The 24,977-nt window shown below is 51.3% G+C and carries 20 protein-coding genes; 11 read left to right on the forward strand and 9 right to left on the reverse strand.

All coding sequences use genetic code 11. The features are described from left to right. Positions 1-151 precede the first annotated feature (151 nt). A complete protein-coding gene (locus Enr17x_RS26200) occupies positions 152-1,087 on the reverse strand; it encodes a serine O-acetyltransferase (protein WP_145312900.1) in 936 nt (311 codons plus the stop codon). A 521-nt stretch (positions 1,088-1,608) separates the two neighbouring features. On the opposite strand from Enr17x_RS26200, the gene Enr17x_RS26205 reads away from it, so the two are divergent. Beyond that, on the forward strand, positions 1,609-2,874 hold the full coding sequence (locus Enr17x_RS26205) for an HD-GYP domain-containing protein (protein ID WP_145312901.1): 1,266 nt from the start codon (positions 1,609-1,611) through the stop codon (positions 2,872-2,874). A 92-nt stretch (positions 2,875-2,966) separates the two neighbouring features. Then, a complete protein-coding gene (locus Enr17x_RS26210; protein ID WP_145312903.1) occupies positions 2,967-3,731 on the forward strand; it encodes a CPBP family intramembrane glutamic endopeptidase in 765 nt (254 codons plus the stop codon). A gap of 21 nt (positions 3,732-3,752) precedes the next feature. On the opposite strand, the gene Enr17x_RS26215 is transcribed toward Enr17x_RS26210, so the two are convergent. Both Enr17x_RS26215 and Enr17x_RS26220 read right to left on the reverse strand, forming a co-directional pair. Continuing rightward, the gene (locus Enr17x_RS26215; protein ID WP_145312905.1) at positions 3,753-4,394 is read right to left on the reverse strand and encodes a hypothetical protein; all 642 of its coding nucleotides are present in this window, start codon (positions 4,392-4,394) and stop codon (positions 3,753-3,755) included. Between the two features lie 131 nt (positions 4,395-4,525). Beyond that, positions 4,526-5,068, reverse strand: coding sequence for a DUF2617 family protein (locus Enr17x_RS26220; RefSeq protein WP_145312907.1), 543 nt, complete (start codon positions 5,066-5,068; stop codon positions 4,526-4,528). Positions 5,069-5,376: 308 nt separating this feature from the next. Between Enr17x_RS26220 and Enr17x_RS26225 the strand changes: the two genes are divergently transcribed. Continuing rightward, positions 5,377-5,769 (forward strand): BlaI/MecI/CopY family transcriptional regulator, encoded by a 393-nt coding sequence (locus Enr17x_RS26225; protein ID WP_145312909.1) that lies wholly within the window; start codon positions 5,377-5,379, stop codon positions 5,767-5,769. Next, positions 5,756-9,157, forward strand: coding sequence for a M56 family metallopeptidase (locus Enr17x_RS26230; RefSeq protein WP_145312911.1), 3,402 nt, complete (start codon positions 5,756-5,758; stop codon positions 9,155-9,157). Before Enr17x_RS26225 ends, Enr17x_RS26230 begins: the two co-directional genes overlap by 14 nt. Positions 9,158-9,171: 14 nt before the next feature. Here the strand turns inward: Enr17x_RS26230 and Enr17x_RS26235 are convergent, their stop codons facing one another. After that, positions 9,172-10,104, reverse strand: coding sequence for a TolB family protein (locus Enr17x_RS26235; protein ID WP_145312913.1), 933 nt, complete (start codon positions 10,102-10,104; stop codon positions 9,172-9,174). A gap of 333 nt (positions 10,105-10,437) precedes the next feature. On the opposite strand from Enr17x_RS26235, the gene Enr17x_RS26240 reads away from it, so the two are divergent. Next, the gene (locus Enr17x_RS26240; RefSeq protein WP_145312915.1) at positions 10,438-11,010 is read left to right on the forward strand and encodes a VOC family protein; all 573 of its coding nucleotides are present in this window, start codon (positions 10,438-10,440) and stop codon (positions 11,008-11,010) included. 52 nt (positions 11,011-11,062) lie between these two features. On the opposite strand, the gene Enr17x_RS26245 is transcribed toward Enr17x_RS26240, so the two are convergent. Continuing rightward, on the reverse strand, positions 11,063-12,562 hold the full coding sequence (locus Enr17x_RS26245; protein ID WP_145312917.1) for a sigma-54 dependent transcriptional regulator: 1,500 nt from the start codon (positions 12,560-12,562) through the stop codon (positions 11,063-11,065). Positions 12,563-12,993: 431 nt separating this feature from the next. Between Enr17x_RS26245 and ispD the strand changes: the two genes are divergently transcribed. Next, positions 12,994-13,764 carry a 2-C-methyl-D-erythritol 4-phosphate cytidylyltransferase gene (gene ispD, locus Enr17x_RS26250; RefSeq protein WP_145312919.1) on the forward strand — a complete coding sequence of 257 codons (771 nt, stop codon included), beginning with the start codon at positions 12,994-12,996 and terminating at the stop codon, positions 13,762-13,764. A gap of 206 nt (positions 13,765-13,970) precedes the next feature. Continuing rightward, complete coding sequence (locus Enr17x_RS26255) at positions 13,971-14,480, forward strand: hypothetical protein (protein WP_145312920.1); 510 nt, start codon at positions 13,971-13,973, stop codon at positions 14,478-14,480. Between the two features lie 337 nt (positions 14,481-14,817). On the opposite strand, the gene ilvD is transcribed toward Enr17x_RS26255, so the two are convergent. Together ilvD and Enr17x_RS26265 are read right to left on the reverse strand one after the other, a co-directional pair. Further along, the gene (gene ilvD, locus Enr17x_RS26260; RefSeq protein WP_145312922.1) at positions 14,818-16,509 is read right to left on the reverse strand and encodes a dihydroxy-acid dehydratase; all 1,692 of its coding nucleotides are present in this window, start codon (positions 16,507-16,509) and stop codon (positions 14,818-14,820) included. Between the two features lie 106 nt (positions 16,510-16,615). Continuing rightward, positions 16,616-16,906 (reverse strand): putative quinol monooxygenase, encoded by a 291-nt coding sequence (locus Enr17x_RS26265; RefSeq protein WP_145312923.1) that lies wholly within the window; start codon positions 16,904-16,906, stop codon positions 16,616-16,618. Positions 16,907-17,360: 454 nt separating this feature from the next. Between Enr17x_RS26265 and Enr17x_RS26270 the strand changes: the two genes are divergently transcribed. The 3 genes from Enr17x_RS26270 to ltrA all read left to right on the forward strand — a co-directional run bounded on the left by Enr17x_RS26270 (position 17,361) and on the right by ltrA (position 21,388). After that, the gene (locus Enr17x_RS26270; RefSeq protein WP_232100864.1) at positions 17,361-19,364 is read left to right on the forward strand and encodes a sigma-54-dependent Fis family transcriptional regulator; all 2,004 of its coding nucleotides are present in this window, start codon (positions 17,361-17,363) and stop codon (positions 19,362-19,364) included. A gap of 347 nt (positions 19,365-19,711) precedes the next feature. After that, entirely contained in the window at positions 19,712-19,885 is a 174-nt protein-coding gene (locus tag Enr17x_RS29785; protein ID WP_198000726.1) for a hypothetical protein, read from the forward strand. A gap of 171 nt (positions 19,886-20,056) precedes the next feature. Next, entirely contained in the window at positions 20,057-21,388 is a 1,332-nt protein-coding gene (ltrA, locus tag Enr17x_RS26275) for a group II intron reverse transcriptase/maturase (protein WP_198000725.1), read from the forward strand. Between the two features lie 141 nt (positions 21,389-21,529). Here ltrA and Enr17x_RS26280 read toward each other — a convergent pair whose 3' ends face one another. Further along, positions 21,530-22,534, reverse strand: a complete 1,005-nt coding sequence (locus Enr17x_RS26280; RefSeq protein ID WP_198000818.1) for a potassium channel family protein — start codon at positions 22,532-22,534, stop codon at positions 21,530-21,532. Positions 22,535-22,598: 64 nt separating this feature from the next. Beyond that, entirely contained in the window at positions 22,599-24,053 is a 1,455-nt protein-coding gene (gene hpnE / locus Enr17x_RS26285; RefSeq protein WP_198000819.1) for a hydroxysqualene dehydroxylase HpnE, read from the reverse strand. A gap of 141 nt (positions 24,054-24,194) precedes the next feature. On the opposite strand from hpnE, the gene Enr17x_RS26290 reads away from it, so the two are divergent. Next, positions 24,195-24,953, forward strand: a complete 759-nt coding sequence (locus Enr17x_RS26290) for a ComF family protein (protein ID WP_145312928.1) — start codon at positions 24,195-24,197, stop codon at positions 24,951-24,953. Positions 24,954-24,977: the final 24 nt, after the last annotated feature.

Genomic DNA, 24,977 nt, shown 5'->3' on the forward strand with positions numbered 1-24,977 from the left:
ATCCAATCCTGTGTGAGTTCAGTAAGTTGAATTCACACAGGATTTTTTTATGGATGCTCAGGCAGAAACGGCCGTAGAGAGAGGAGCGGGCTCGGCTCTCAAAGCGTGCAGGGAAAGTGGTCTGCTGCAATCAAAGGCCCGTCGATCAGATTCAGGATGCTTCGCGAAATCGCAGTGATGGCTTTTCGATGGTGACAATCGTATTGGGTAGCACGCTCTTCATCAGCGAGACACTCGCACCAATTACGGCGTCCTGACCAATCACCGTGTCGCCTCCCAGAATCGTCGCGTTGGCATAAATGACAACGCCTTTTTCGATCGTGGGATGTCGTTTCTGCTCGCGAATGATGCGGCCTTCAGAGTCTTTGGGGAAGCTCAAGGCGCCCAGGGTGACCCCTTGATAGACCTTCACATTCTCGGCAATTTCGCAGGTTTCTCCAATCACCACCCCCGTACCGTGGTCAATAAAGAACGAGTTACCGATGGTAGCACCGGGGTGAATGTCGATCCCGGTCTGCGAGTGTGCCCATTCCGATAACATGCGTGGAATGATGGGCACATCCATTTTGTATAACTCATGCGCAATACGATAGATGGTGATTGCTTCCAGGCCTGGATAGCAGAAGATGATTTCATCAAAGCAGGTCGCCGCCGGATCGCCGTCAAGTGCGGCCTGAACGTCGGTCGCCAGGGCGCGTCGGATATCTGGAATGGTTTCCAGGAACTGGATGGTCTTTTTCTGGCCTTCCGCTTCAAAATCGATCTTGGAGAGTTCTTCGCAGTCGGCACCGTGGTTCTGCACATACTGGTGCCGCATCGCGCGGCCGATCTGGACCGTCAGAATGTCATGCAGCGAATCGATGATATTTCCGACGTGATATGTCACATTACCCAGATGCAGATTCTGTCGACGGCTGTAGCCTGGAAAGATCACGTCTTTCAATTCCTGAGCCGCTTCAATCACGGCATCCTGGCTTGGCAGCGGACAATGACCTAAATGATGGACCGTCCCAATTTCGTGATAGGTCTCAACAATACGGTCAGTGATTTCGGGGAGTCGCTCTTTTTGCCGGAAATCCGTAGCCATTAGAATTTTCCTGCCTGTCGGTTAGGATCGAATTGGGTTCTGAAGACTGATGTCAGTCCTATTAATTCAGGACACTGTGAAATCAGTAAAAGTTCTTTAAATTGCCTTAAGTTCCAAGCTTCTTCTCTGAATTCTATGCTTGTTGGCGAAATCACCACAAGTAGACAGGAGAAAAAAGCCCCTCTAGTCTCAAATCGGCGTCCCTGTGACTGGAAATTGAGAAATTCTCATAATCGGTATGATTGACGCAGGTATTATCGTAGGAGTCCGGAATTCTGCTACTGCGCGTTTCTACGAAGATCGCTGTGTCAGGGTGAATATGTTCACCAGGCACTGCGTTGTAAGTAATGTAATAGCAATATGATAAGCGCCGCTTTTTGCAGACGACCCAATCCGAAAAAAATCCAAACGGTTCAATCCCAATCCACAAAAACGCCGATAAGACACTCTGATAGAGGTTTCTGAATCCTTCGTATCGCAACGATTAATACGATGAGTCCGCTTCCGACGGGAAAGAGATTGTGAATCATCCCACCAGACTGCTCCGCTGGCTTGCTCCACCCGTTCGTCAGGAACGAGATGACTGGACCGCGTTGCGTGCGCAGGCCGCTGAACCATTGGAAGCCAATAATCCGGAGTATACAGCGCTCCGAAAAGAGTATCAGGAACTGAACGAAGAGAATCAGGATCTGAAAATTGCCGGTCAACAACGGACTCTGATTCAGTTACATATCCGGGTGCAGGTAATCTTACAGCGATGCCGACTCTATCTGGATACTCATCCCACGCATTCCGTTTCACAGCAGCAATTGCCAATTCTGGAGCGAATCCTGGATTATGTGCGGCAGGAGCAGCAGTACATTCGGCAGCAATTGCTCTTGGGTCAGACCTCATTGCACTATCTGAAGCAATTGAAAGAAGCGACACAGGAGATCTGGACGAAGCCCTTCTGCAATCCGAACTATCTGCTCAATCTGTTACGCAAAATCAAAAATGACGATGTGCATCTGAGCGATCCGGGACAGATCTTGTTTTTATCTTTTAGTGATTTTCTGGATGTCGCCCGTCAGAGTATGTCGGGTGAGGACTTGCCGGTTTTCGCGCGCGGTCTCGAAACGGCCCGCCTGATCAATGCCGTAAGCCGACGGGTGCGGGATTGGCAGGGCAATTCGGAGTTGTTGATGATGGCCGGTCTGTTGCATGACTTCGGCTGGTTGATGCTGCAGCAAAACAAGTCCGATCTGTCTGATGATCAACAGAGAATCGTAGACGATGAGCGAGGAGAACATCCCGTTCTGGGAGCCGCTTTGCTGGGAGGCGTACGCGGTTTTCCGGGAGATTCATACCTGTGTGAAATTGTCTCACAGCATCACGAGCGTCTGGACGGCACTGGTTATCCACGTCGGTTGCATACGACGGCGCTCGGTGAACACGCGCGGCGAATGGCGGTGGTCTGCCGTTATCTGGAATTGAAAAATAACCGGCGCGAATTGACGGCTGACGGAATTCGAAGCTTTGACAGCGAAGAAGCAGCTTTTGCTGCAGCGCTGCAGTTGTATCGGGAAACGATTCGCGGCGAATGGGATCAGACCGCCGTCGGTCAGTTAATGGCAGCCCTGGATCCAAATTTGCCCGAAGAACTGAGTCAGGCCGATCAACATAACGACCCTTTTTCACTCAGGCGATTCCAGAACTATCGTCGAGATGTGTCTGAGTCGCTGATACCGCCGCCCCACTTCCATGCCGGCACTGATTTAACCAAAACAAAACCGACAGTAGACAGTTAAGAAAAAAAATGCGTGGCGGGCCGGGCGACGCTGATGGGATCAACGGAACGTCAAAACGCGACAACAATCCCGAATCCGGGCATACGTAAGTTATGACACAGAAGAACAACTCTCAAAGCGAGATTACTTTCGCTGCCGACGGTTATTGGGCAGAAGCACGGCAACCACTGGTCTGCCTGGTGTTTCTGGCGCCGTTATTGTTGATCTATGAGTTGGGCGTGCTTTCCATGGGGGGCAGTCAGCCGGAGTTGATTCGCAATGGTGCCGACTACTGGATGCGGAGCTGGTTATCGCAACTGGGGCTCACGCAAACATTTCTTCTGCCGGCGTTGATTGTCGGCACCCTGCTGATGTGGCATATCGTGTTGAAGCATCCCTGGAAATTTTCCGGCGAGACACTGCTGGGAATGTTTGCCGAGAGTCTGTTATTTGCGTTCTGTCTGATCATCTTAGGGCAGGTACAGGATCTGGCATTTCAGCAATTACCGCAGCCGGTGACGATGTTCATCGAACGGGAGTCGGCTTCGCGCGTCGTCAGTTTTGTCGGGGCCGGCGTCTACGAAGAAGTCATGTTTCGCCTGTTACTGCTGCCTCTGTGCTATCTGCTGTTTCGGGGGATGATGCTTGAAGTCCGTCCCTCAGCTGTGCTGGCGATTATTACGACAAGCCTGATCTTCTCACTCGCACATTATGTCGGTGCATCCGGTGATCAGTTTTCGGTCTTCAGTTTCACCTTTCGGACGGTGGCAGGACTTTTCTTTGCCGGCCTGTTTTTCCTGCGAGGGTTCGGGATCACTGTCGGCGCGCATGCGACCTATGATGTCATCGTGGGAGTGATGCTGGTTTCGGGGCCTTAGCTGCGCGATGCGGTTCTGGAATTACCAGAAGCGATAATAGCTGCGACCGTAGTAGCCCATGTTATAGCCGGACTGAAACAACAGACTGCCATACAGGGTCGGTCGATAAGGCCAGACCCCGCAACCTAGACCGTAGTAGCTACCATAATAACCAGGGTAGTACGACCAGGGAGAACCGTAGTAGGCACCCCAGTTCGGAGAATACGTACCCCAATAAGGAGTATAGCTTCCCCACAACGGTGCATAGCTGCCGCCGAATACGCTGTAACTGCCGGCATAAGGATAGTAAGCACTTTGAAATCCTGAATAAGGCGAACAGTAGCAGGAAGAATAGGTGTTCCAGGCACCACAGAACCGGCGCGGGTAGAGTCTGTTGTATCCGTAATACGAATAGCCAACGGCTGGATAGTCGTAAAAACTGTAGTAGCTCGGGCGGTAATAGCGATAGCTGGCGGCGGCCGCGTAGGGGCGATACCGGTAATTATACCGCCGGGCACCATAGCCGTAGTACGTTGAACGGGGAACACTATAGTTTCGATAATAGCTGGATCGGGGAGAGTAGCGATAGCGGTACGCAGAGTGGTTGCGATAGCGGGCACTCACCGACGAAGAGTAGTACGGGCTGCGATAGCGCGATGCCGCTTCCGATGGGGAAGCAAGCATTCCCAGTGTGCACCAGCAGAGACACAACAGCATTAAAGATCTTAAAGACAACACTTGATCGCCTATCATGGTTTACGGTGAACCGTCTTCCCTGACGCTGATCAATGACATCCTTTTATTTTAATTCGTGTTTAAAACTCGAATAACGATTGCGTTTTAACAACAGCCAGTTCATCGGGGAATGTGTGGAACGCGTGAATCAACAGGCTCGATTGATTGGCTTCGAAATCAACAATGCTCAGTGCACCGGGAGTGAGCCGACTTTCCGAAACAAAGTGATATGCCAGATCGGAACGTTCAGCGTCCATCAAATATTCTTCATGCACATTTTTGAAAATCGTATAATCAAGTTCTTCCAACTGGTAACTGACCTGATAATACAAGCCGGAATCCAACTGGACCGATTCTGATCGACAACCCCGTACCGGTTTTTCCAGCAAACGTTTCTGGCTCGGCAGTGGATTTTGAAACGAGGTCAGAATCTCAGACACCGATTTTTTCTGATGTTGAATACTGGCGATGTGGCCGGTTTCACAGATGCGAATCGTGGCAGAAAAATCTTTCTGAACAACTTCCACGGCTGCGCAAGTTGTGTAAAGTTCGGGGTGGATAGAGCGACCTATCAAGCGAAAGATCAGATCATTTACTTTCGGTCTGGCGGATCGGACACTCATTCTCAGGATTCCCAAAAAATGGAAATGGGTATTATATAACTACTTAACGATTTTCGAGTGCAAATGAAACTCGAGTGAATTTATCGGCAGGCCTCAAAATCATGACATGATTCTAAGCGATCGGAAGACCAATTCCAAACATGGTTTGCCAAGAATTTCAAAGTCCCTTCTATTTTTAAGATCGGTGAATTAGAGATTGACTTTGGGGCTCCTTGATGGCTCTTTGCAGCGAATTTGAAATCCCAACTTGACTCAATTACAAATGTAATTATACTCCGGCAATTACACTTGTACTTGAAGGGATGCAGATGACCGAACGACCCGCGCTATCCAAAGGGGAAATGGAAGTCGCCCGTGCCTTGTGGGGCTTGAAGCACGCCACCGTGCGTGAAGTCTTCGAGTCTTTTCCGAAATCGCGAGGCATCGATTTTACTACTGTGCAGACCTACCTCCGCCGCCTGGAGAAAAAGGGATATGTGAATGTCAAACTTGACGGCCGCACCCGCATCTATTCGCCGCGGGTCAAACCGCGCACGGTCATTCGCGAAACGGTCGATGATCTCGTCGATCGACTCTTCGCCGGCGAGACGTTTCCATTAATGCAGCACCTGATTGAAGACCGCAATGTCAGTCGGCAGGATCTTGATGCGCTCAAAACGTTGCTTGATCAATTGACGGAGGAACGTGATGCATCTGAATGAGACAACGCTCGTACAGCTGGTCTGGCAGCAAGTCTGGCAATGTTCGTTGCTGGTGCTGGCCGTCTATCTGCTCTGTAAACTGTTCCGGTTCCGCCGAGCGCATTTGACGTTTCTGTTGTGGTTCCTGGTGCTGATCAAATTTATGACGCCTCCGCTTTGGAGCAGCTCCAGCGGCCTGTTTTGCTGGGTGCAGGAGTCACTGCAGCAATCCGCGCCCGCCGATCCGGCAGGAACGGAGCAGTGGGGACTCACGCTGACCGAATCGATCCGACAATCGCTGGGAGATGATTTGAGTCAGTTGCCCGCACTCGACTCACACGCCAGGCGCACCAAGATCACAGTACATAATGGCGCTGCGCAGGCAACTGGAAATCGCGCCCCGAAAACCGCCACCGTTCTTCCCGCAATTGAAAATCAAAAACCTGAATTGCACACATCTGCCTGGACTCTCTTCAATCTTTTGTTGTGCCTCTGGTTGGGCATCGCGGCGCTGATTTTGACTGTAATGGGTGTTCGCTATGGGCGCTGCTGGATCATGTTACGGCGGACGGGAACGCAGACGCACCCAGAACTGGAATCGCTGCTTGCGCGACTGTGCGACGAACTCCATTTAAAACGCCGTGTCCGGCTGGTGGTGACGAACAGTCGCCTCGGACCGGCGGTGATTGGTCTGTTTCGTCCGCTGATTGTCTTACCCACTGTGATCACCAACGCCCGAACGGTAGCAGAACTCGAACTGATTCTGGCCCACGAACTAATTCACATTCGCCGCGGCGACCTGTGGTTCGGGCTGTTTCAATTGTTAACCTCGGTGGTCTGGTGGTTTCATCCGCTGGTCTGGTTTACAGGCCGTCGGTTGAAGCTGGAAATTGAACAGTGTTGCGATGAAGAAGTGCTGGCCGGATTGAACTGTGATCCGCGAGTCTATGCGGGTTGTCTGCTGGAAGTATTGGAGCTCAAGCAGACCCTCAATGCGGTGCCTGTTGTGCCGGGCGTGCGTCCGGTGGAAATTACCTCAAAACGTCTGGAGCGAATTATGAAACTGGGACAAGGATGTCAAAAACGAACACCCTGGTGGTGCTGGATACTGTTTGTGATGCTCGCAGCAGTCGTGCTGCCGGGCGCTGCGTTTGTGGTGACGGCCGCCAATCCTGAAGTGGAAACGTCATTGCATCAAAGCGAGCAGACGCGATCTGCGATTCAGCGGACGAGTACCAAGCATGCCATCGAAACGGAGCAGCAGACTGCCGATTTTGTCCCCTTCTATGACAAGTTCGAAATGCTGAAGTCCAATAAGGTCTTCAGGCAATTATATTCCTCGGATATTCCATATTTTTCCTCCGAAATTGACATTCAGGACTGGATTTCCCGCACGGCCAGAATTCGCGCTTATCCCATTAAAGAGTTGTTAGAAAAAGCCAGAAACACAGTGGGGACCATTCAGGCCGAGCAATTTCTGGAGAAAAAAATCAATACAAGGGCGCGGGAACTGGGAGAGCTAGCAGAAGTTAACGGAAAACCAAAATTGCGTGACTCCACTCCGATCTATTTCGGAGAATCGCAAATCCCATTGAAAGACGAGAGAAAGCCTTACTGGATCAGAAGAATCGGTGGAGTTCATATCAGAAATGATCAACTGTTTGTATGGGGACAAGATCCGGCATATCACGAACAGGTTGAACAGGTCCTCGCAGAACTGGCGGCGGAAGAAATTACGCCATTGGAGCTGAAAATGAAGTTCATTGCGGTTCCACGCAGCCTGTTGGAACAGATCAGTTCAAAGCGAAAGAATGTGAAAGTCTTTCAAGTGAAGCAGATTCCAGTCGTGGCGGAAGACGAGAAATCAGGTGAGCTTGTTTCCGTAGGAGCAGAAGCAATCAGTCGCCCCTCTTTGATTTGCGAAGTTTTCGATGAAAAACGCTTCAAGGAAGTTCAGCAACTGATTGCGATAATGGCGAACACCGAGACCTTGTCAGCTCCACGCGTCCGGTTCATGGATGGACAGTCCGTTCAATTTGAAACGAAACAACGCTCTGTTTATGAGACAAAATTTGCGGGTGCAGGTCAGCATGATTCAGTGGCAAACTATACTGTCGGTCTTGCCACCGACGTCACCTATTTTGAGAGCAAGGGAATCAACCAACGGGGAATGCTGAACTATCGAATCACGTTATCGGAAAATGAAGGCCTGACGAAACAGAAGGTGCTAAATCAGAAAACCGGTCAGGAACAAGAGATCGAAGTTCCGCTAATCCGTGAAAGCCTTTTCAAAGATGTCAACCTGATGAAACCGGGACAGGTCCTGTTAGTAGGTGGCTTGGACTTACATCAGGAAACAGAAGTACCGAAAGTGTTGCTCGTCATGTTTCAGCTGGAGAAGGTTAACCCTGTTGAAGCAGGTCAAGTGCTGCATGGTGTCGGTGTCGACAGCGATGCCGGCGTGATGGGATGGACTCAACTTGATGAATCAAACTTTAAGAATGAGGAGCCGCTGCTTCTTCAGATCTATCCCGTTGCCGATCTGGTGGTTCCCGTTCCGCGTAAGTTTTTCATTCCGGGAAAGAAGCCTGGTCCTGCCCCGCCGGTGCCACAACCTCGATTTGAACCTTTAATTGAATTGATCAAACAGAATGTCACACCAGAAGCCTGGGACGAATCCCGGAAAGACTATAGTTCGATCAGGCCTTATCCCGAAATGTTGGCACTGGTCGTGCGGCATACACGGGCAGGGCATGAGCAACTGGCTGAGTTATTGATGAAACTTAGAGCCGTTCAAGATGTGATGCTTCAGCTCAACTTGAACGTTGTTTCCGCTGATGATCTGCAGGCATGGCTCAAAGAGTGGGATCTGTCTCAATCCCCCGATGCCCGACATTTATTAAAGCAGTTGCAGACGCAGAATCTCGATGAGGGAATCGTGATTGATGCGAAGCAGGTCGAATTAATAAAGCAGATGTCGGAACAGGGAAAAGGGGTGAATCGTCTGCAACTGTCTAGACTTACTTTGTTCAACGGGCAGTCCGCTGAATTGAGTCTGTTTGGCGAGCCCCCGCCTCACGAAAAAACGGAATATCAGGTCCAGGTACGCCCAGAGCTGTTGAAAGATGAGAACATACAACTGTCCTTCGCGATCAATGCCAAAGATGCTCTGGATGCGTTGTCTCATCTAAAAATTATCAAAATTCCCCAGGGAAAGTCTATGCTGGTTGACGTCACCGAGCATATCACGAAAGAAGAATCCTCATTCATGTTTTCACAATGGGCTCGTCAGACGCGGCTGGATAATCCCCAAAAAACGAAGCGCTGTTTTCTGCTGGTTACGCCGTCCGTGTTGAAGGTTTCCGAAGCCGCTGAACAACGGATGACCTTCCCACAGCCGATTCCCTGACAGAATGTCTGCTGTTAATCTTGTTTGTCGCGCATGTTGAACAGTAGATGCTGGCCGTCGGGAGTGAAGCTGACGTCGCCGTTGATGTAGCCATCGATTTTGATGTCAATCGGTTCGGGGGCTTTGTCTTCTGCGGGATTGAATTGGTGCAATTGACGCGGCTTGGAAGCCGGGCAGAAGACAATCATCTCTCCCTGGGGATGCCAGGTAAAGTCCGCATAGGGGGCGGCTTTGTCGTTGAAGTGAACCTTATAGCCTTCCTTCATCCCGTTCACATTGATGGTCGCGACATCGTAGGTTCGATTATCCTTCCGGCGACCTTTGAAGCAGACCCAGTTGCTATCGGGCGACCAGGTCATATTCCAGTACAGGCTGGAGTAGGGGCATTCGCCTTCCGGGAACAGGTCGGTTTTTGTATCTTCAATTAAATCGTACACCCGAAGATTGGTTCCGCTACCAGTCCGAGCGCTATAGGCAATTTTTTTGCCATCCGGTGACCACTGGGCGCCCCAGCCACGTTCTTCAATCATTTGTCGGTTGGAACCGTCGGCGTTCATCATGGCTACACCATAAGGAGAAGATTGAGAGAACGCGATCCGATTACCTCCCGGCGACCAGCTGGGCATGGCACCCGGTCCCAGAACTTTGAAGTCGGTTCCATCCGCATTGACGACCATGATTTGCGAATTGGAGAACGACTCGCCCTCCTGTGATTTCCAGCCATCAAAGGCGAGCTTCGTTCCATCTGCTGAGAACGTGGGCGACCCGGTATTGTAGTAGTCTTTCGCAAAATAAAAGACCTTGGGCTCTTTTCCATCCGGCGTTACGATGTGAAACCGGGTCCGTTTCAGTGCCGGTTTTTCATCGGCGACTGCCTGTGAGTTCGCGTGATTGAAAATTGCAAAACAGATCAGACAACACAGACTGGTATTCAAGGCCAACTTCATCGTGTTTCCTCTTATTCAGGATGTAAATAAATTCAGGCAGGTTGTGTTTAGTTGTTATAGCATCTTCGTGAGTGTGTTCAAAGAAAAAATAAGACAGGGATTCACACGATGGGAATGAGGGAAACCGAGATTGTTCGTGGCGAGAAACTCACGCGATCATTTTCTCGCAAAATCACAAGCTCAATTTGTGAACTAAGTCGAGATTTTAAATAGTTTTGGAGAAACAGGTCAGATCGGCTTGAGGTCTGTTTCTGATCAAAGTAGCCTGATATGAGTAAGGCCGTTTTGTGAATGATGTTTGCCTTGATTGTATTTTCCTTCAGGAGTCACTCGATGAAGAATTCCAGTTTTGTCAATCGCGAGCTGATCTATACGACTTTGATTGTATTGGTCGTGAGTGGGTTAGCTGCATGGGCCGCCAACAGCAAAACTGTACCCGAAGCAGAATTTGCGAAGTCAACCGTCGATTTTGGAATCGTGGTCAGCGATCTCGATAAGTCACTTAACTTTTACAAAAATGCATTGGGCTTAAAAGAACGTGAGCCGTTTGAAGTGACTCCGGAAATGGGAGGAGATTCGGGACTGTCTGATAACCTGGCCTTCAAGGTTTATCCGCTGGTACTGGAAAACGACAGCACCGCTACAAATGTGAAATTGATGCAGTTTAAAGATGCTCCGGGCAAGAAGGTCGATAATTCCTTTATCCACTCTTCACTGGGAGTCAGTTATCTGACGATCTATGTCAAAGATACAACCGCCGCACTGGAACGGGCCAAGGCCTATGGTGTGAAACCGATTGCCAAAGGCCCGATTTCATTGCCGGAAGGGTTCCCGAAAGGCATTTATCTGACGCTGCTGCGTGATCCTGACGGGAACCTGATTGAACTGGTCGGTCCCAAGAAGTAGACCGATCCTGTTCAAATCAACTCTGAATCATGATGGCACTATTCTGGTGCCATCATTTTTTCGTATTCATACCGTACTTTTTCATTTTGTTGTACAGCGTCACGCGGCTGATGCCCAGCGTTTTCGCCGTATTCGTGCGGCTGTAGTTGTTTTTGAACAGAGCCTGTTCAATTAACTCTTTTTCTGTAACCGCGACCTGATCTCCCAAACGTTCGGAATCATTTTTGGCATGACCGAGAACGACCGAAGGATCATTCGTCGGGCCGACTTGTCCCATGAGAATATGAGACGGCAGATTCTCTTTGCGTAACACGCCTTCGCGACAGTAAATGACGGCCCGGCGGATCACGTTTTCCAGCTCACGCACGTTACCCGGCCAGGGGTAGGAGTGCAGGGCTTCCATGAATTCTTCGTCAATCCGATCAATCACGATTTTATGCTTCGTTGACATCTGCTGCACGAAATCATTTGCCAGCGTAATGATATCCGCTTTACGTCGTCGTAAAGGCAACACATCAAACTTCAACATGTTCAATCGGTAATACAGGTCAGGCCGAAATTTTCCTTGCTCGACCAGGGGTTGCAGGTCCATGTTGCTGGCGACGACCAGTCGGGCCTGATTGACGTGCGTTTTGTTCGAGCCGATCGGTTCAAACTCTCCCGTTTCAATCACGCGTAAGAGTTTGACCTGCTGTTCCGGTCCTAAAACGTCGATTTCGTCAAGCAGAACTGTCCCACGACCGGCGGCTAGAAACTTACCGTCTTTGTCGGCATGAGCACTCGTGAAGGCACCCCGCACATGGCCGAACAGTTCACTTTCAATCAGGTCATTTGGTAAGGCACCGCAGGCGACATTCAAAAATGGTTCATTGCGACGTGGTGAGACATCGTGAATCAGCCGTGAGAGATATGTTTTGCCGGCTCCCGTTTCACCGATCAACAATACCGTGACATCATGCTGGGCGGCAATTTCCAGTTCATTCAACATGAGCTTCATCTCATGCGAGTTCGTTTCGAAGCGACGAGTGATGGCATGCGAGTCGGCTGGTTCAGAAACGTTTCGTTCTGGCTTCGGCTCAACAGGCAGGTGAGAGGGGAGCTTATTTTCCATTGATGATCCTCCGGTACTGTTGCTGGGAGCCGAGTTCATGGCGAGTGATTTGGTAACGACAACTTCTTCATCAGGATGCAGGCAGGAATCAATTTCCAGCAGCAGTTCTGCTTCACTGGCAAAACCTTTGATGTGCAGGATGTTGCTGCAGGCGGCCCGACGTTCCAGAATTTCCGGGCACTCTTCTTCCGTCAGCATGATGAGCTCTGCATCGGGTACGGTATTTTGAATCAGTTCCAGCAGGTGGTCTTCCTGGTGACCGCCGGAAATCAGAAACCGCAGATCGACGAGCACCGAATCAATGGTCTGTTCGCGGCAATGCCTGTGGCAATCTTCCAGGTTATTGCACAGGATTAGATGGAATGTTTTTTTGAAATGAGCAAGGATCTGCTGCTGAAGCACGGTGTCGTGTGTGTCCAGAATCAGTGTGGGAAGTTCCATAGTGGCTTTCTCTATTTCAAAATACAAAAAGTGAATTCTCTGGATCGAAAAAACTGCAGTCACACAGGACAGAGAAGAATCTGTCTTGTGTCTCCGTTTAACGAAGTGCTTCTGTTTTTAAACAAATGGAGTGCCAACTTGTTAAGGTTTTCAGACGAGGTGTGAATAAGTTGTTGTTTTGTAAAGGCTTGTGTAAAACGAATTCTTCAGCGACTGACTGAGATTCTCGAAAGAGATGTGGCGAAAAGACATCAAACGTGGTGCGTGTTGATTTTTATCAACAGCAGATAACACGCTGATTTCAGGCGTGGGACTTTCATACGTATCTCGTCAGAATCCGAGTGAGTCTACTATTGGATGACGAATTCCCGCCTGTTAAACTTCAGCAAAGGACAGTCTTGAGCAGTATTTTCAATGGAGAGGAAAACACAGTGGCGAGCTTTGCAGTGATTCTGGCAGCAGCCGGCAAAAGTACGCGGTTTCGATCGAAGGGGGCTGATATTCTGGGGGCGGGGCCTCAGAAAAAACCGTTCATGGATTTGAAAGGACGTGCAGTCTGGGTACGGTCGGCGGAAATATTCTCGAATCGCGAAGATGTGAAGCAAATGATCATTTCAGTTGCAGAAGAAGATATCGAATGGTTCAAGCAGAAGTTCCGCCCGAATCTGGCATTTATGGAGGCCGAAATTGTAGCCGGCGGTCAGGAACGCGCCGATTCGGTTCAGAATGCCCTGGCGCGAGTGAAAGCTGACATTGATTATGTAGCTATTCACGACGCGGCCCGGCCGTTGATTACAGATAAATGGGTTGGTGAATATTTCGCGGCGGCTGAAAAACATGACGCGGTGATACCCGCCGTCCGGGTTTCCAGTACGCTGAAACGGGTCGATAAAGCGCGGCAGATTGTGGAGACGGTCGACCGTACCGATCTCTGGGCGGCTCAGACGCCTCAGGTCTTCAAACGTCAGTTGTTGTTAGACGCTTATGCACAGCGCGGCGATTTTCAAGCCACCGATGAAGCCCAGTTGATCGAAAATCTGGGGCATCCGGTGAAGATTGTCGAAGGCTCGCCTCTTAATCAGAAGATTACGACAGCTGCCGACTTCCGCATGGCCGAAGCATTGGTCAATGCACTGCCGAAACCAAAGGGAATCCAGGCGCTGCATCCCTTTGCCGATGAAGAGCCACGTGGGATTTTCTAAGCGAATCATGAGAGCTCGGTGAAGCCTGGGGGAAATTTTCAACTTCAGTTTGAGGTAGAGCCTTGGATTGGGTAGACTGAATTGACCTCTGCTTAGGGGGAAGCACAGCCGAACGGAGCAGTCCGGCCTGCCGCTTTATGAAAGACAGCTTCTGATATTCGTCCCGTTACCGACACCAGACACTTCTCCCTCAAAAGGAAGCAATCATGAATTCGCCCCCCGAACCAGCCGAAACTCCAGAACCAGCTCCGAAACCGAAAAAAAAAGTCAGCGCGCAACGTCGTATTGTTTCCTGGATCTTTATTGCGATTTTACTGGGAATCGTGCTGTTCGAATGGCGCGCGAAATCGTCGCAGGCGAATACGGTACAAAGTATGGAAACGGCGATGGCCGAGGCCGGTGACCGAGCGGAGTTCCCGTTTACCGAGTTGCAAGAGTTCAAACAGGGAAATCCTTCCGAAGAGGTTGATGAATCAGGGGCGATTCTGCGGAAACATCATTATCGCTGGAACGGCATCTTCAAGACCTACGACTTGCGGGTACTCGTCGATGAACATGATATGGTGGTTTCATTCGATACACTGAAAGAAGGTGACACTGTTGGCGGCATCCGACGCATCCTGAAAAAGAATCTGCAAGCGTTGAAGGACAAGCAGATGAAGTTGATGGAACAATCCTCCGGCAATGCAAAACCCGCGGTAACAGAAAAGAATTAAACCGTTCCCGTTGCCTTCGACAACCCCGAATTGCATTCGGGGTTACCCAGTGAGGGGAAAGCGTTCCTCACAAGCAAACTTGTAGGGGCGAGTCTGTGTGCTCGCCCGCCTTGTGAGGCACAAATTTGTCTGACTCGCTGGATAGGACAAGCTAAAACATGCGCACGTTGGTCCTGCATACGACGTTGACCCTGCGGGCGGCCACATAGGGCCGCACCCTACACTAATCGGGTTAGAGGCGTTTCTCACAAGTAAACGTATTGGTGAGACCTGGAGCGAAAAAAAGGCCCGGGAACAGTGGACTGTTTCCGGGCCTTGGATTTGAATATTTTTTCGCTTACTCGTCGGTTACGCAACCTTCTGAAGCGGACTTGACGTTTTTGATGTATTTATACAGTGTGCCGCGTGTGTATTTGAACGGGGGTGCCGTCCAGGCATTGCGACGTTCTTCAAGTTCTTCGTCGCTGACTTCCATATCCATCCGATTATTCTCGGCGTCGATGGTTACTTTGTCTCCGGTTTTGACCAGAGCAATCGGCCCGCCATCCTGTGCTTCGGGCGTGACGTGACCGACGATGAAGCCGTGCGAACCGCCGGAAAAACGACCGTCAGTCAACAGAGCCACATCTTTACCGAGGCCGGCGCCCATGATAGCAGAAGTTGGAGTCAACATCTCAGGCATACCGGGTCCCCCTTTGGGACCTTCGTAACGAATGATGATCACATCCCCTTTGTTGATTTTTTTGTCTTCGAGTGCCTTGAGCATGTCTTCTTCGGAATCGAACACGTTCGCAGTCCCTTTGAAGACCAGACCTTCTTTACCGGTGATCTTGGCAACCGCACCCGTTGGTGCCAGGTTTCCTTTAAGAATCTGCAGGTGCCCCGTTGGTTTGATCGGGTTTTCTACAGTGTGGATGATGTCCTGCCCTTCTTTGAGGCCGGGAAGTTCTGCCAGATTCTCTGCCAGAGTTTTTCCGGTCACGGTCATGCAGTCACCGTTGATAAAACCTTTTTCCAGCAGATATTTGAGCACAGCAGGGGTGCCACCCTGTTCCTGCAGGTCAGCCATGACGTATTTACCGCTGGGTTTGAAGTCGGCCAGTAATGGTACACGATCGCTGACCGCCTGGAAGTCGTCGATGGTCAGTTCGATGTTGACGGAACGGGCAATCGCCAGCATATGCAGAACCGCATTGGTTGAACCACCCAAGGCGACGATCAGGACCATTGCATTTTCAAATGCTTCACGGGTCATGATGTCACGAGGTTTAAGATCAAGTTCCAGCAGTTTTTTGATCGCGGCACCGGCGCGAATACACTCTTCCAGTTTTTCAGGATGCTCAGCAGGAATCGAAGAGCTGTAAGGCAGTGACATACCCAGAGCTTCAATAGCGGACGACATTGTGTTGGCAGTATACATGCCGCCGCAGGCACCCGCACCGGGACAGCTCTTCTGCACGATCTGTTTACGCGTATCATCGTCAATCGAGCCGGCGAGATACTCTCCGTAAGACTGAAACGCAGAGACAATATCCAGCTTCTCATTATTCAAACAACCGGGGGCGATCGTTCCACCGTAAACCATTAACGAAGGACGGTTGAAGCGACCCATAGCGATCAGGCAGCCGGGCATGTTCTTATCACAGCCGGGGAGTGAGATGTTGGCATCATACCACTGGGCACAGGTAACGGTTTCAATACTGTCGGCGATCAAGTCGCGGGATTGCAGGGAGTAAGACATGCCGTCGGTACCCATCGAGATTCCGTCACTCACTCCAATGGTATTGAATCGCAGGCCTACCAGACCGGCGGCCTCTACACCTTCTTTGACCTTGGCAGCCAGTTTGTTGAGATGCATGTTACAGGAATTGCCTTCGTACCAGACGCTGGAAATTCCGACCTGGGCCTTGTTCATATCCTCTTCAGTCATGCCGGTGGCATACAGCATGGCCTGCGAAGCCCCTTGTGAACGGGGCTGGGTGATGCGGGAACTATAACGGTTCAAGATAGGTTGGGAATCGGATGACATCGACGTTTTTCCTCTGTAGTTTTTCGATAGCGATGGTTTGAGAATCGGAATGGAGTACCGGTCCTGAAGATGGTTCAGGCGTAGTATTATGATTGCAGCCTGCCGGTTATTCCAGCAGCAGCTTCATTCTATAAGGGACTCGTTCGACACGAGGCAGAATTTGGGGTTGGTAAATTTCGGTATACGCTTTTGCTTCGCGATGGGTTTTCCACGCGTCTTCACTTTCCCAGTGTTCGACCAGCACAAACGTTGCCGGTTCGCCTTCAGAGTGATAGGCGTCAAATTTGAGGCAACCTGGTTCGGTGCGAGACAGTCGACAGGCTTCGGTCAGCAGTCCCTGAATTTCCCCTTCGTCAGAGGCATTTTTTAAAGTGAGAATGACGTTGAGACAAAACATGTTCGTGCTCTTGATTTCAGTATTAAGGGTAGCAGGGTCCAGGCAAGCGCAAAAAAGTACGACTTGCTACTCTCTTTATCCAATACATTAACACTCCGCCGTCCGAAGTGACAGTAAAGCAGGATTCTTAAACGGCACGGAACGGTAAATCTCTTGCAGGGAGATGGCCTTGTCTGATTAGACACTGCTCTATTGAACATGTTCGGTGTGTCGATATACGGGGGTTGCAAAGAGTTTAAGGCGGCCTTTTCCTGGAAGAGTTTGCGGATTTCGTAGACTGAACAGTTCGTTTATCAAAAGGGGGCAAAAATTACCAATTGGAGTCCACACTTGGATGACGCGTTGTCTGTTATCTGTTATCATTCCGACGAGAGATTGAGGCGAATGGATGACAGAAGCCTGTGGTGAAAATCCACGATCAGGCTCTTTTGATTCATAAATAAGGGAGTACCAGGTGAGTGAAACAGAGATGATAGAGTGGTTGGAATGGAAACGGCTTCCTTTATTTTCCCGGTATGATTCTGAAGCGTCTCTGGTGCAGATGTGCGACCGGTTGCTGGAAGAAGCAACGCGGCAGAAATCGGGCAGCGATTTTATCCGCCAGTTCCTACCCCAGCTGGCGACAGAACTTTCCTGTCAGTGGTGCACTCTGATCGAGCGGACACCCGAGTGGGAAACTCTGTTTGAGTTTGGTCGAAATGCCGCCGGCAGTTTTCCCGGTGCCTTATGCGGGGAAGCATTAGATCGTGATGCCGCGGGCCTGTGTCCCGACGAGAAACGTGCGGACTGGTCTTATATGGCGTCCCCTCTGGGAGAGACATGTCCTGGAACCGTGATGCTGGTAGGAGGACGGGATTTAACCGTTGATTCGCTTAGTGATGTAGTGATTGCGGCGCGGGCACTCGGTTATGCACTGTCTGTCGTTGAGCAGCGCGAAAAGAATCTGCGACGTATTAATCGGCTGCAGACGACGTTGCATATCGCCTCCAGCTTTTCCTCCGCCCGTGAAACACAGCCCCTGTTAGAGTTGATCGCGAAAGAAGCGACACGCTTACTGGACAGTGACCGATCCAGTATTTTCATCTGGGATCAGGAACACAAGCAGGTCGTTGCCTGTCCGGCACTCGGAGTCGAAGGGAACACGCTGCGTCTGCCCGATGATGTGGGAATTGTCGGCGACGTCATTCATAGTGGCGAGACGATTCGCGTCGATGATGCTTACAACGATGAGCGGTTTGATCCCAGTGTCGATAAATCAAGTGGGTTTAAGACGCATAATCTGTTGTGTGTCCCGTTAAAAAATAATGCCGGTGAATTGATCGGCGCATTCGAGGTGATGAATAAGGAAAAAGGGAAGTCGGACTTTGACGACGACGATGCCCAAAGTCTGGCAGAGTTAGGGGTACAGGCAGCGACGGCTCTGGAGAATACGCGTGAGCTCGAACAGCTTTCCCGCAGCCGCGATCAGATGACCGAACAGGCGAAAGAGAAAGTACAGATCATCGGGAAGAGTTCTGCAATCGAGGCATTGCGTTCGACAATCGAACGGTTGGCAGGCACCGATTTGCCTGTGCTGATTCTGGGTGAAAGCGGCACGGGGAAAGAAGTCGTCAGTCAGTCGCTGCATTATCAGGGGCCGCGGGCGAATACGCCTTTTATCGCCGTGAACTGTGCGGCGTTGCCGGAAACCTTACTGGAAAGTGAACTGTTCGGCCACGAAAAAGGCTCGTTCACCGATGCCCACGAAACGCGAGCAGGCAAGTTCGAACTGGCCGAAGGGGGGACGCTGTTTCTGGATGAGATTGGCGATATGACTCTCGGAGGACAGGCGAAGCTGTTGCGCGTGCTGGAGCAGAAAGTGATAACCCGCGTGGGAGGCTCGGAGAGTATTCCGATCAACGTCCGGGTGGTGGCAGCCACAAATGCGAAGCTGGCGGATGCGGTGCGTGATAAAAAGTTTCGCGAGGATTTGTACTATCGCTTGAGTGTGGTCACGCTGGAACTGCCGCCCTTACGGGATCGGCCGGAAGATGTGATTCTGCTGGCAGAGTTTTTTCTCGCTCAGTTTTGTGCCCAGGCCAACCGTCGTGTGTTGAAAATTTCTGCGGAAGCCAAAAAGCGATTGCAGGCGCATCTCTGGCCTGGCAATGTGCGCGAGCTTCGCAATCTGATGGAACGCGTGGCGTTTTTATGTGCCGGCGATCGTGTGGAAGTGGAAGATCTGGCATTTATCCTGAGCCCGGCCCGTGACTCCGTTGTCGATATGTCGGCTGATCTGAGTTTGAAAGAAGCCTCCCGCCGGTTTCAGCAGGAATACATTCGCCGCACGATCAAACGCGTCGGTGGTAATATGAGTGAAACCGCCAAATGCCTGGGGCTGCATCGTTCAAACCTGTACCGCAAAATGGGGCAGTTGGGTATGCACGAAGCAAACGAAGGTGCCGACGACGAAGACTGAGTTGGCTGGTACTTTTTAGAGAATCACTTCCAACGTGTGTTGCAGTAGGGTGCGGCCCTGTGTGGCCACCCGCAGGGTTGAAGTGGTATTCGTGTCGACTTCGAATGGTTCTTCTGGTTCCATTCACAACCTGAAACAAAGTTGAGTCCCGCCAGGCGGGCGAGCACATAGACTCGCCCCTAGTGCGCCTGCAAGCGCATTGAATCAGCGAAGTGAAAGTCCTTGCCGAAGTTTGACCTGAACTTCGTAACAGAAGGTAACTGCGTTCTCGTGAGAGGAGGTGGAGAGCAACCGGATGTGAACGACTAGTCCGTAGGATAACGAACTCGATTCGGCTTTTCGTTGTGGTGAGCCAGCTAGGGAATGGCGAAGCCCAAGTGACGTCGTGCGAAACTCTGCCGAGTGGGTGCGGGACCGCTGCCAGCGGTTCCGCGACGGTCAGCCCCGTGGTTCAAAACCAGGTCGGTCCCGGGGGCAACGAGGGGTGGTTGGAGACGGAATGGTCTGAAGGTTTGATGTGATGAAGCAGGGAGACCTGCCCGATCTTAAGGATGGCGTTCATGTGCCGGATTCCGGATTCTCTGGAGCCGACCGGTACGAAGAGCCAGTTGGGTAGGAGTCAGAGCATCCATATTAGCGAAGAAGCGGGGTAACGCCCGTGGAGCAAAGGGATGCAGGAAGGTAGATGTGGAATGAACCGAAACAGGGAACAAAAACCGACGCGAGTGCCGTTTGCGGCTAAACAAGTCGGAGAAGCTTCGTCCCGCTGGGACTGGGTAGAACCATGTGTCTGGACAGACCGCATGTTGACGGCCCTCGAAACGGGGGTGAAAGGAGGCCAATGGTTCAGTCTGATCGATAAAGTCGATCGTGATCGAAATTTGTATCAGGCGTTTCGTAGAGTAGCCGCCAACGGCGGTGCAGCTGGTGTGGATCACGTCAGCTGCGAACGCTTCGCCGAGCGATTGATCCCGAACCTGAGAAAGCTGTCGCAACAACTGCGGGAAGGAAACTACCAACCGCAGGCAATCCGGCGACAGTGGATTCCCAAGCCGGGGAGCAGGGAACTGCGTCCTCTGGGGATTCCCACAGCTCGGGATCGGGTGGTGCAGACCGCATTACGCCAAGTGCTGGAACCAATCTTCGAACGGGATTTCGCCGAGCAAAGCTATGGTTTCCGTCCCGGGCGCGGCTGTAAGGATGCGCTACAGCGTGTCGATACGCTGCTCGAAAGCGGTTACACATATGTGGTGGATGCAGATTTGAAGAGCTATTTCGACACAATTCCCCACGATAAGTTGATGAATCGGGTCCGGGAGAAAATCAGCGACGGCCAGGTGCTGACGCTGATCGAGATGTTTCTGCGTCAACAGATTCTAGATGACCTTGCCGAATGGACTCCCGATCGTGGGAGCCCCCAGGGAGCGGTGATCAGCCCGTTGCTCAGCAACATCTATCTCGATCCCCTCGACCATTTGATGGCGGGAGCCGGAATTGAGATGGTCCGTTACGCAGACGACTTCGTGATTTTGTGTCGAACTCGGGAAGACGCCGAGCGAGCTTTGGAGATGGTGCGGCAGTGGACGGCGGAAGCCGGCCTGACGCTGCATCCGGACAAGACTCACATCGTCGACATGGCCGAGGGGAGCTTCGATTTTCTGGGTTACACTTTCCAGGGGCGTTATCGCTTCCCTCGAAAGAAAAGTCTCCAGAAATTCAAAGACTCCATTCGGCAGAAGACGAGGCGGACGAACGGGCATAGCCTTCAATGCATCATTGCACAGCTCAACCCGACGCTACGTGGCTGGTTCAATTATTTTCAACACTGCCAGCCTTCCACGTATACCATCCTGGATCAGTGGGTTCGCATGCGTCTGCGAAGTATACTTCGGAAACGTCGTAAAGGCAAAGGTCGCGGACGAGGACACGATCATTTACGCTGGCCCAATGCTTATTTTGCCGAACAGGGACTGTTCTCCTTGAAACAATCCCATGTTCTGGCCAGTCAATCCTCGCAGAGGTAAAACTACCAACCGGAGAGCCGGATGCGGGAGAACCGCACGTCCGGTTCGGAGGGAGGGGGGACCGGAAGCAACCGGTCCTTCCTACCCCTATCGTTTCAATCGCCAGATTGCATTCGGGTCTGATGGGGAGAGCAGGGGGCTTTATGCTGGTACTTCTTCGGATTCGTTGAATTCTTCCATGAGTTGATTAACGGCTTCCGACGAACCGAGAGCGAAGACACTGTCGCCGGCGTTGAGGATCGAAGTGCTGGGGGGCGGCATCTGTGGTGCCTGTCCGGGTCGGCAGATGCCGACGATCATGATGCCTTTGGTGCTGAAATCGGTTTCACTTAATTTTTTTCCGCAGTACGGATTGGCCTCATGAATCTGGAGATCAGCAACCTGAAAACCGCCGATATGTTTGCTGGCGACTTCGACGAAATCTTCGACGGCAGGGTGAATCATGAACCGTGCGATCTTGACGGCGCCACTGCGAAACGGACTGACAACGCGGTTCGCGCCGGCATGTTTGATTTTTTCGCCGGCTTTATCATCACTGGCACGGGCGATGATCTGGAATTCGGGATTCAGCATGCGTGCGGTGAGTACGACGTAAACATTATCTGCATCACTGGGTAAAGCGGCAGCGAGGGCTTTTGCGTTTTCAATACCGGCACTCTTCAAAACAAAGTCATCGGTGGCATCACCATGAATATGGAACCAGCCTTTGTCTTCACAGGCGAGCTGCAGATGCTCTTCATTACTGTCGATCACGACGAATGGTTTTTCCCGTTCGTGAAGATATTCACAGATCGATGCCCCCATACGACCAATGCCACACACGATATAATGGTTGTCTAAGTTTGAAATTGCTTTTTGCATTCGTCGTTTCTCCAGGACTGAACTCATTTGTTGACGAACGATCCACTGACCGAGCTGGGACACACTGTAGGTGAAAATTCCCAAACCAAACATGAGATAGAAAATGATAAATATCTTGCCGTTATGCGACAGGCTGACAGGGTCTTCATAACCGACAGTCGTTGCCGTAATCACGATCATAAAGAGACTGTCGAGCCAGGAAGCGCCTTCGATCAGGCGAATTCCGACCGTTCCAAAAATCGTAAACCCGACCAGCAGAAAGATGATGCGCAGAAAATGTGCCACCGACTGCTTTTGCTGCTTCGTTTGATTCGTGGATGAGAAGATCTGAAAATACATGCGTCAGAGTTTACAGTCTGAAAAGAATTTTGGATAGAATACTTGTATTTTCCCGAGTCAATAATAGCGATTCCGGCTGTCCCAGGTCACTTAACAGAAACTCAGCCGCCTGTAATCCACTCCGCACGGCGCCTTCCATCGTGGCAGGCCAGCCGGTAGAAGTCCAGTCTCCCGCGAGATATAAACCTGCCACTTCGGTCCGTTGTGAAGGACGCAGCTGTTCGACGCCGGGCGTCACGGAAAAGACGGCCTGATGCTCGGTGACCATGCGACTGTGTTTGAGCTGGGCCTGTTTGGTCTCAGGCCAGATCCGGCTCAGTTCCTCTATTACAGCGTCGATGATGTCGGCCTGTGTCCGTCCCTGTCTGGCTTGTCCGGTCAAGTCATGACTGGCGGAAATCACGATCTGATAATAATAGCCTTGCTCAGTCGACTGCCGCATGATGCGCGTGCGGTTGAACATCCACTGTGACAGGCAGTCCACGAAGACGGCATGCGGGAGTTTGGTGATCTCGCGATCAAACCAGAGATGCACGCTGGTAATGGGGGCCGCTTCGAGTTGCTCGATGCCCGCTAAGTGATCATGCCCCTCAAATGATTCAGGCAGCAATTCCAGAACCCGCTGATGGGGTACCGCGATCACAGCCCGTTCGCAGGCGATTTGTCGCCCGTCGCGCAACTGAACGCCGATGACTCGGTTGTCTTCAAGTTCGATTCGGCTCACGCCGGTTTGCAGGTAGACTATGGCATCCTGGTCCTGTAGCCGTTTGAGAATGGTTTCCCCGTACAATTGTTCGAGAGGCACCGTGGGAATCAGGACGTTCCAATTGTTGCGGGCACGCAGAAAACCATCAACAAAGACCTTGCGGGCATGCGAGAGGCTGATGCGGTCGAGCCGTTCGCTTAACGCGCTGACGAGCACGACATTCCAGAAACGATCGATGGTATTTTGGGTCTGTTCCTGTTCGGCGAGCCAGGCGGCAATCGTCGGTTCGTTCAGTTCATCGACCGTGGTCAGAGCCAGTTGTTTCAGGCCCCGTGCGAGACCGATTTTTTCCTGCCAGGACAAGTAAGAAAGACCACCAAACGCCGGAAGTAAATGCAAGGGCGCGGGCAGCAGGGGATTCGCGGCAAAACGGTTGACTTTAAATGGCTGCTCGGTCGAGACCGAACCGGGGGTTTCAGGGCCGATGAAATAGAGCTGTTTTTCTCTGTGGAATGAATCGGCAATGCCGACCGTTTCACAAAAACGATTGAACTCGTGACAGCAACCCATACTGACGTGCTGGCAGTTGTCGATCAGGTGTTGTGACTGTTTGTCTTCAAAGGAGCTGGCTCTGCCGCCCAGTCGGGGGCGCGATTCAAACAGGGTAACGGGGATCTCTCTGTCCGCGAGAGTCACCGCACAAGCCAGGCCGGCCAGTCCCCCTCCGATGATGACAACTTCTGAGTGTTGGGCTCCCAATGACATTTCCTGACAAACTCAAGTGTTTTAAAGAAAACGACCCGCGCCTGTACATTGGGTCTGTATTTCCGGAGATCTCTGACTTAGTATGTGAGGATACCGAAAATAAGCTGTGATCCTAGAGGTGACTTTAGTGAAATCATGAAATATTTGGGGATTCAACCGATTCAGCGTTTGTCCACACGCTGGCTGAAAACGGGGAGAGGTTTTGTGTATCCTCCCCGTTGTTCATTGTGTGGGCTTACCAGAATTTGTTCGGGCACGAACTGTGGCGTTCAAATTGAACAAATTGCGCCGGTTGTTGAGCAGGCGTGTGAGCGATGTGGTGTTCCCGTCGGTCCTCATCTGGACACTTCTCTGGGCTGCGCTTATTGCAAAACAGAGCGTTTTTTGTTTCATCGTGCCGTTGCGCTGGGGAAATATCAGGGGCCATTACGTGAAATCATCTTAAATTTGAAACAAAACCATGGTGCTCATCTGGGAGGGGATCTGGGGAGCCTGCTGTTCCACCGGAATCAGGAAACCTTCGAGAAACTGGCCTGCAGTCTGGTGATTCCGGTTCCCTTACACTGGACATCGCGTCTCCACCGGACGCACAATCCGGCCAGTATCATCGCAGAGGCCCTGTCTGGCCGCTTGCAAGCAAAATACTCCGGGAATATACTCGCGAAACGAAAACGGACTCCCGCTCAGACCAGTTTGACGCCGTCAAACAGGAGAAAAAATCTGCGAGACGCGTTTGTAATACGCAGACGCAAGCGGTTGGCCGGTCAAACTGTTTTACTGGTTGATGATGTCATGACGACCGGATCAACCGCCAATGCTGCGACCCGCGTGCTGCTTGAAGCAGGTGCGTCTGAAATCAATGTTGCTGTGATTGCCAGGGCGCCTGGTTTGTAATTTAACCATATAGAATCTCCACAG

Source organism: Gimesia fumaroli, from assembly GCF_007754425.1.
Lineage (GTDB): Bacteria > Planctomycetota > Planctomycetia > Planctomycetales > Planctomycetaceae > Gimesia > Gimesia fumaroli.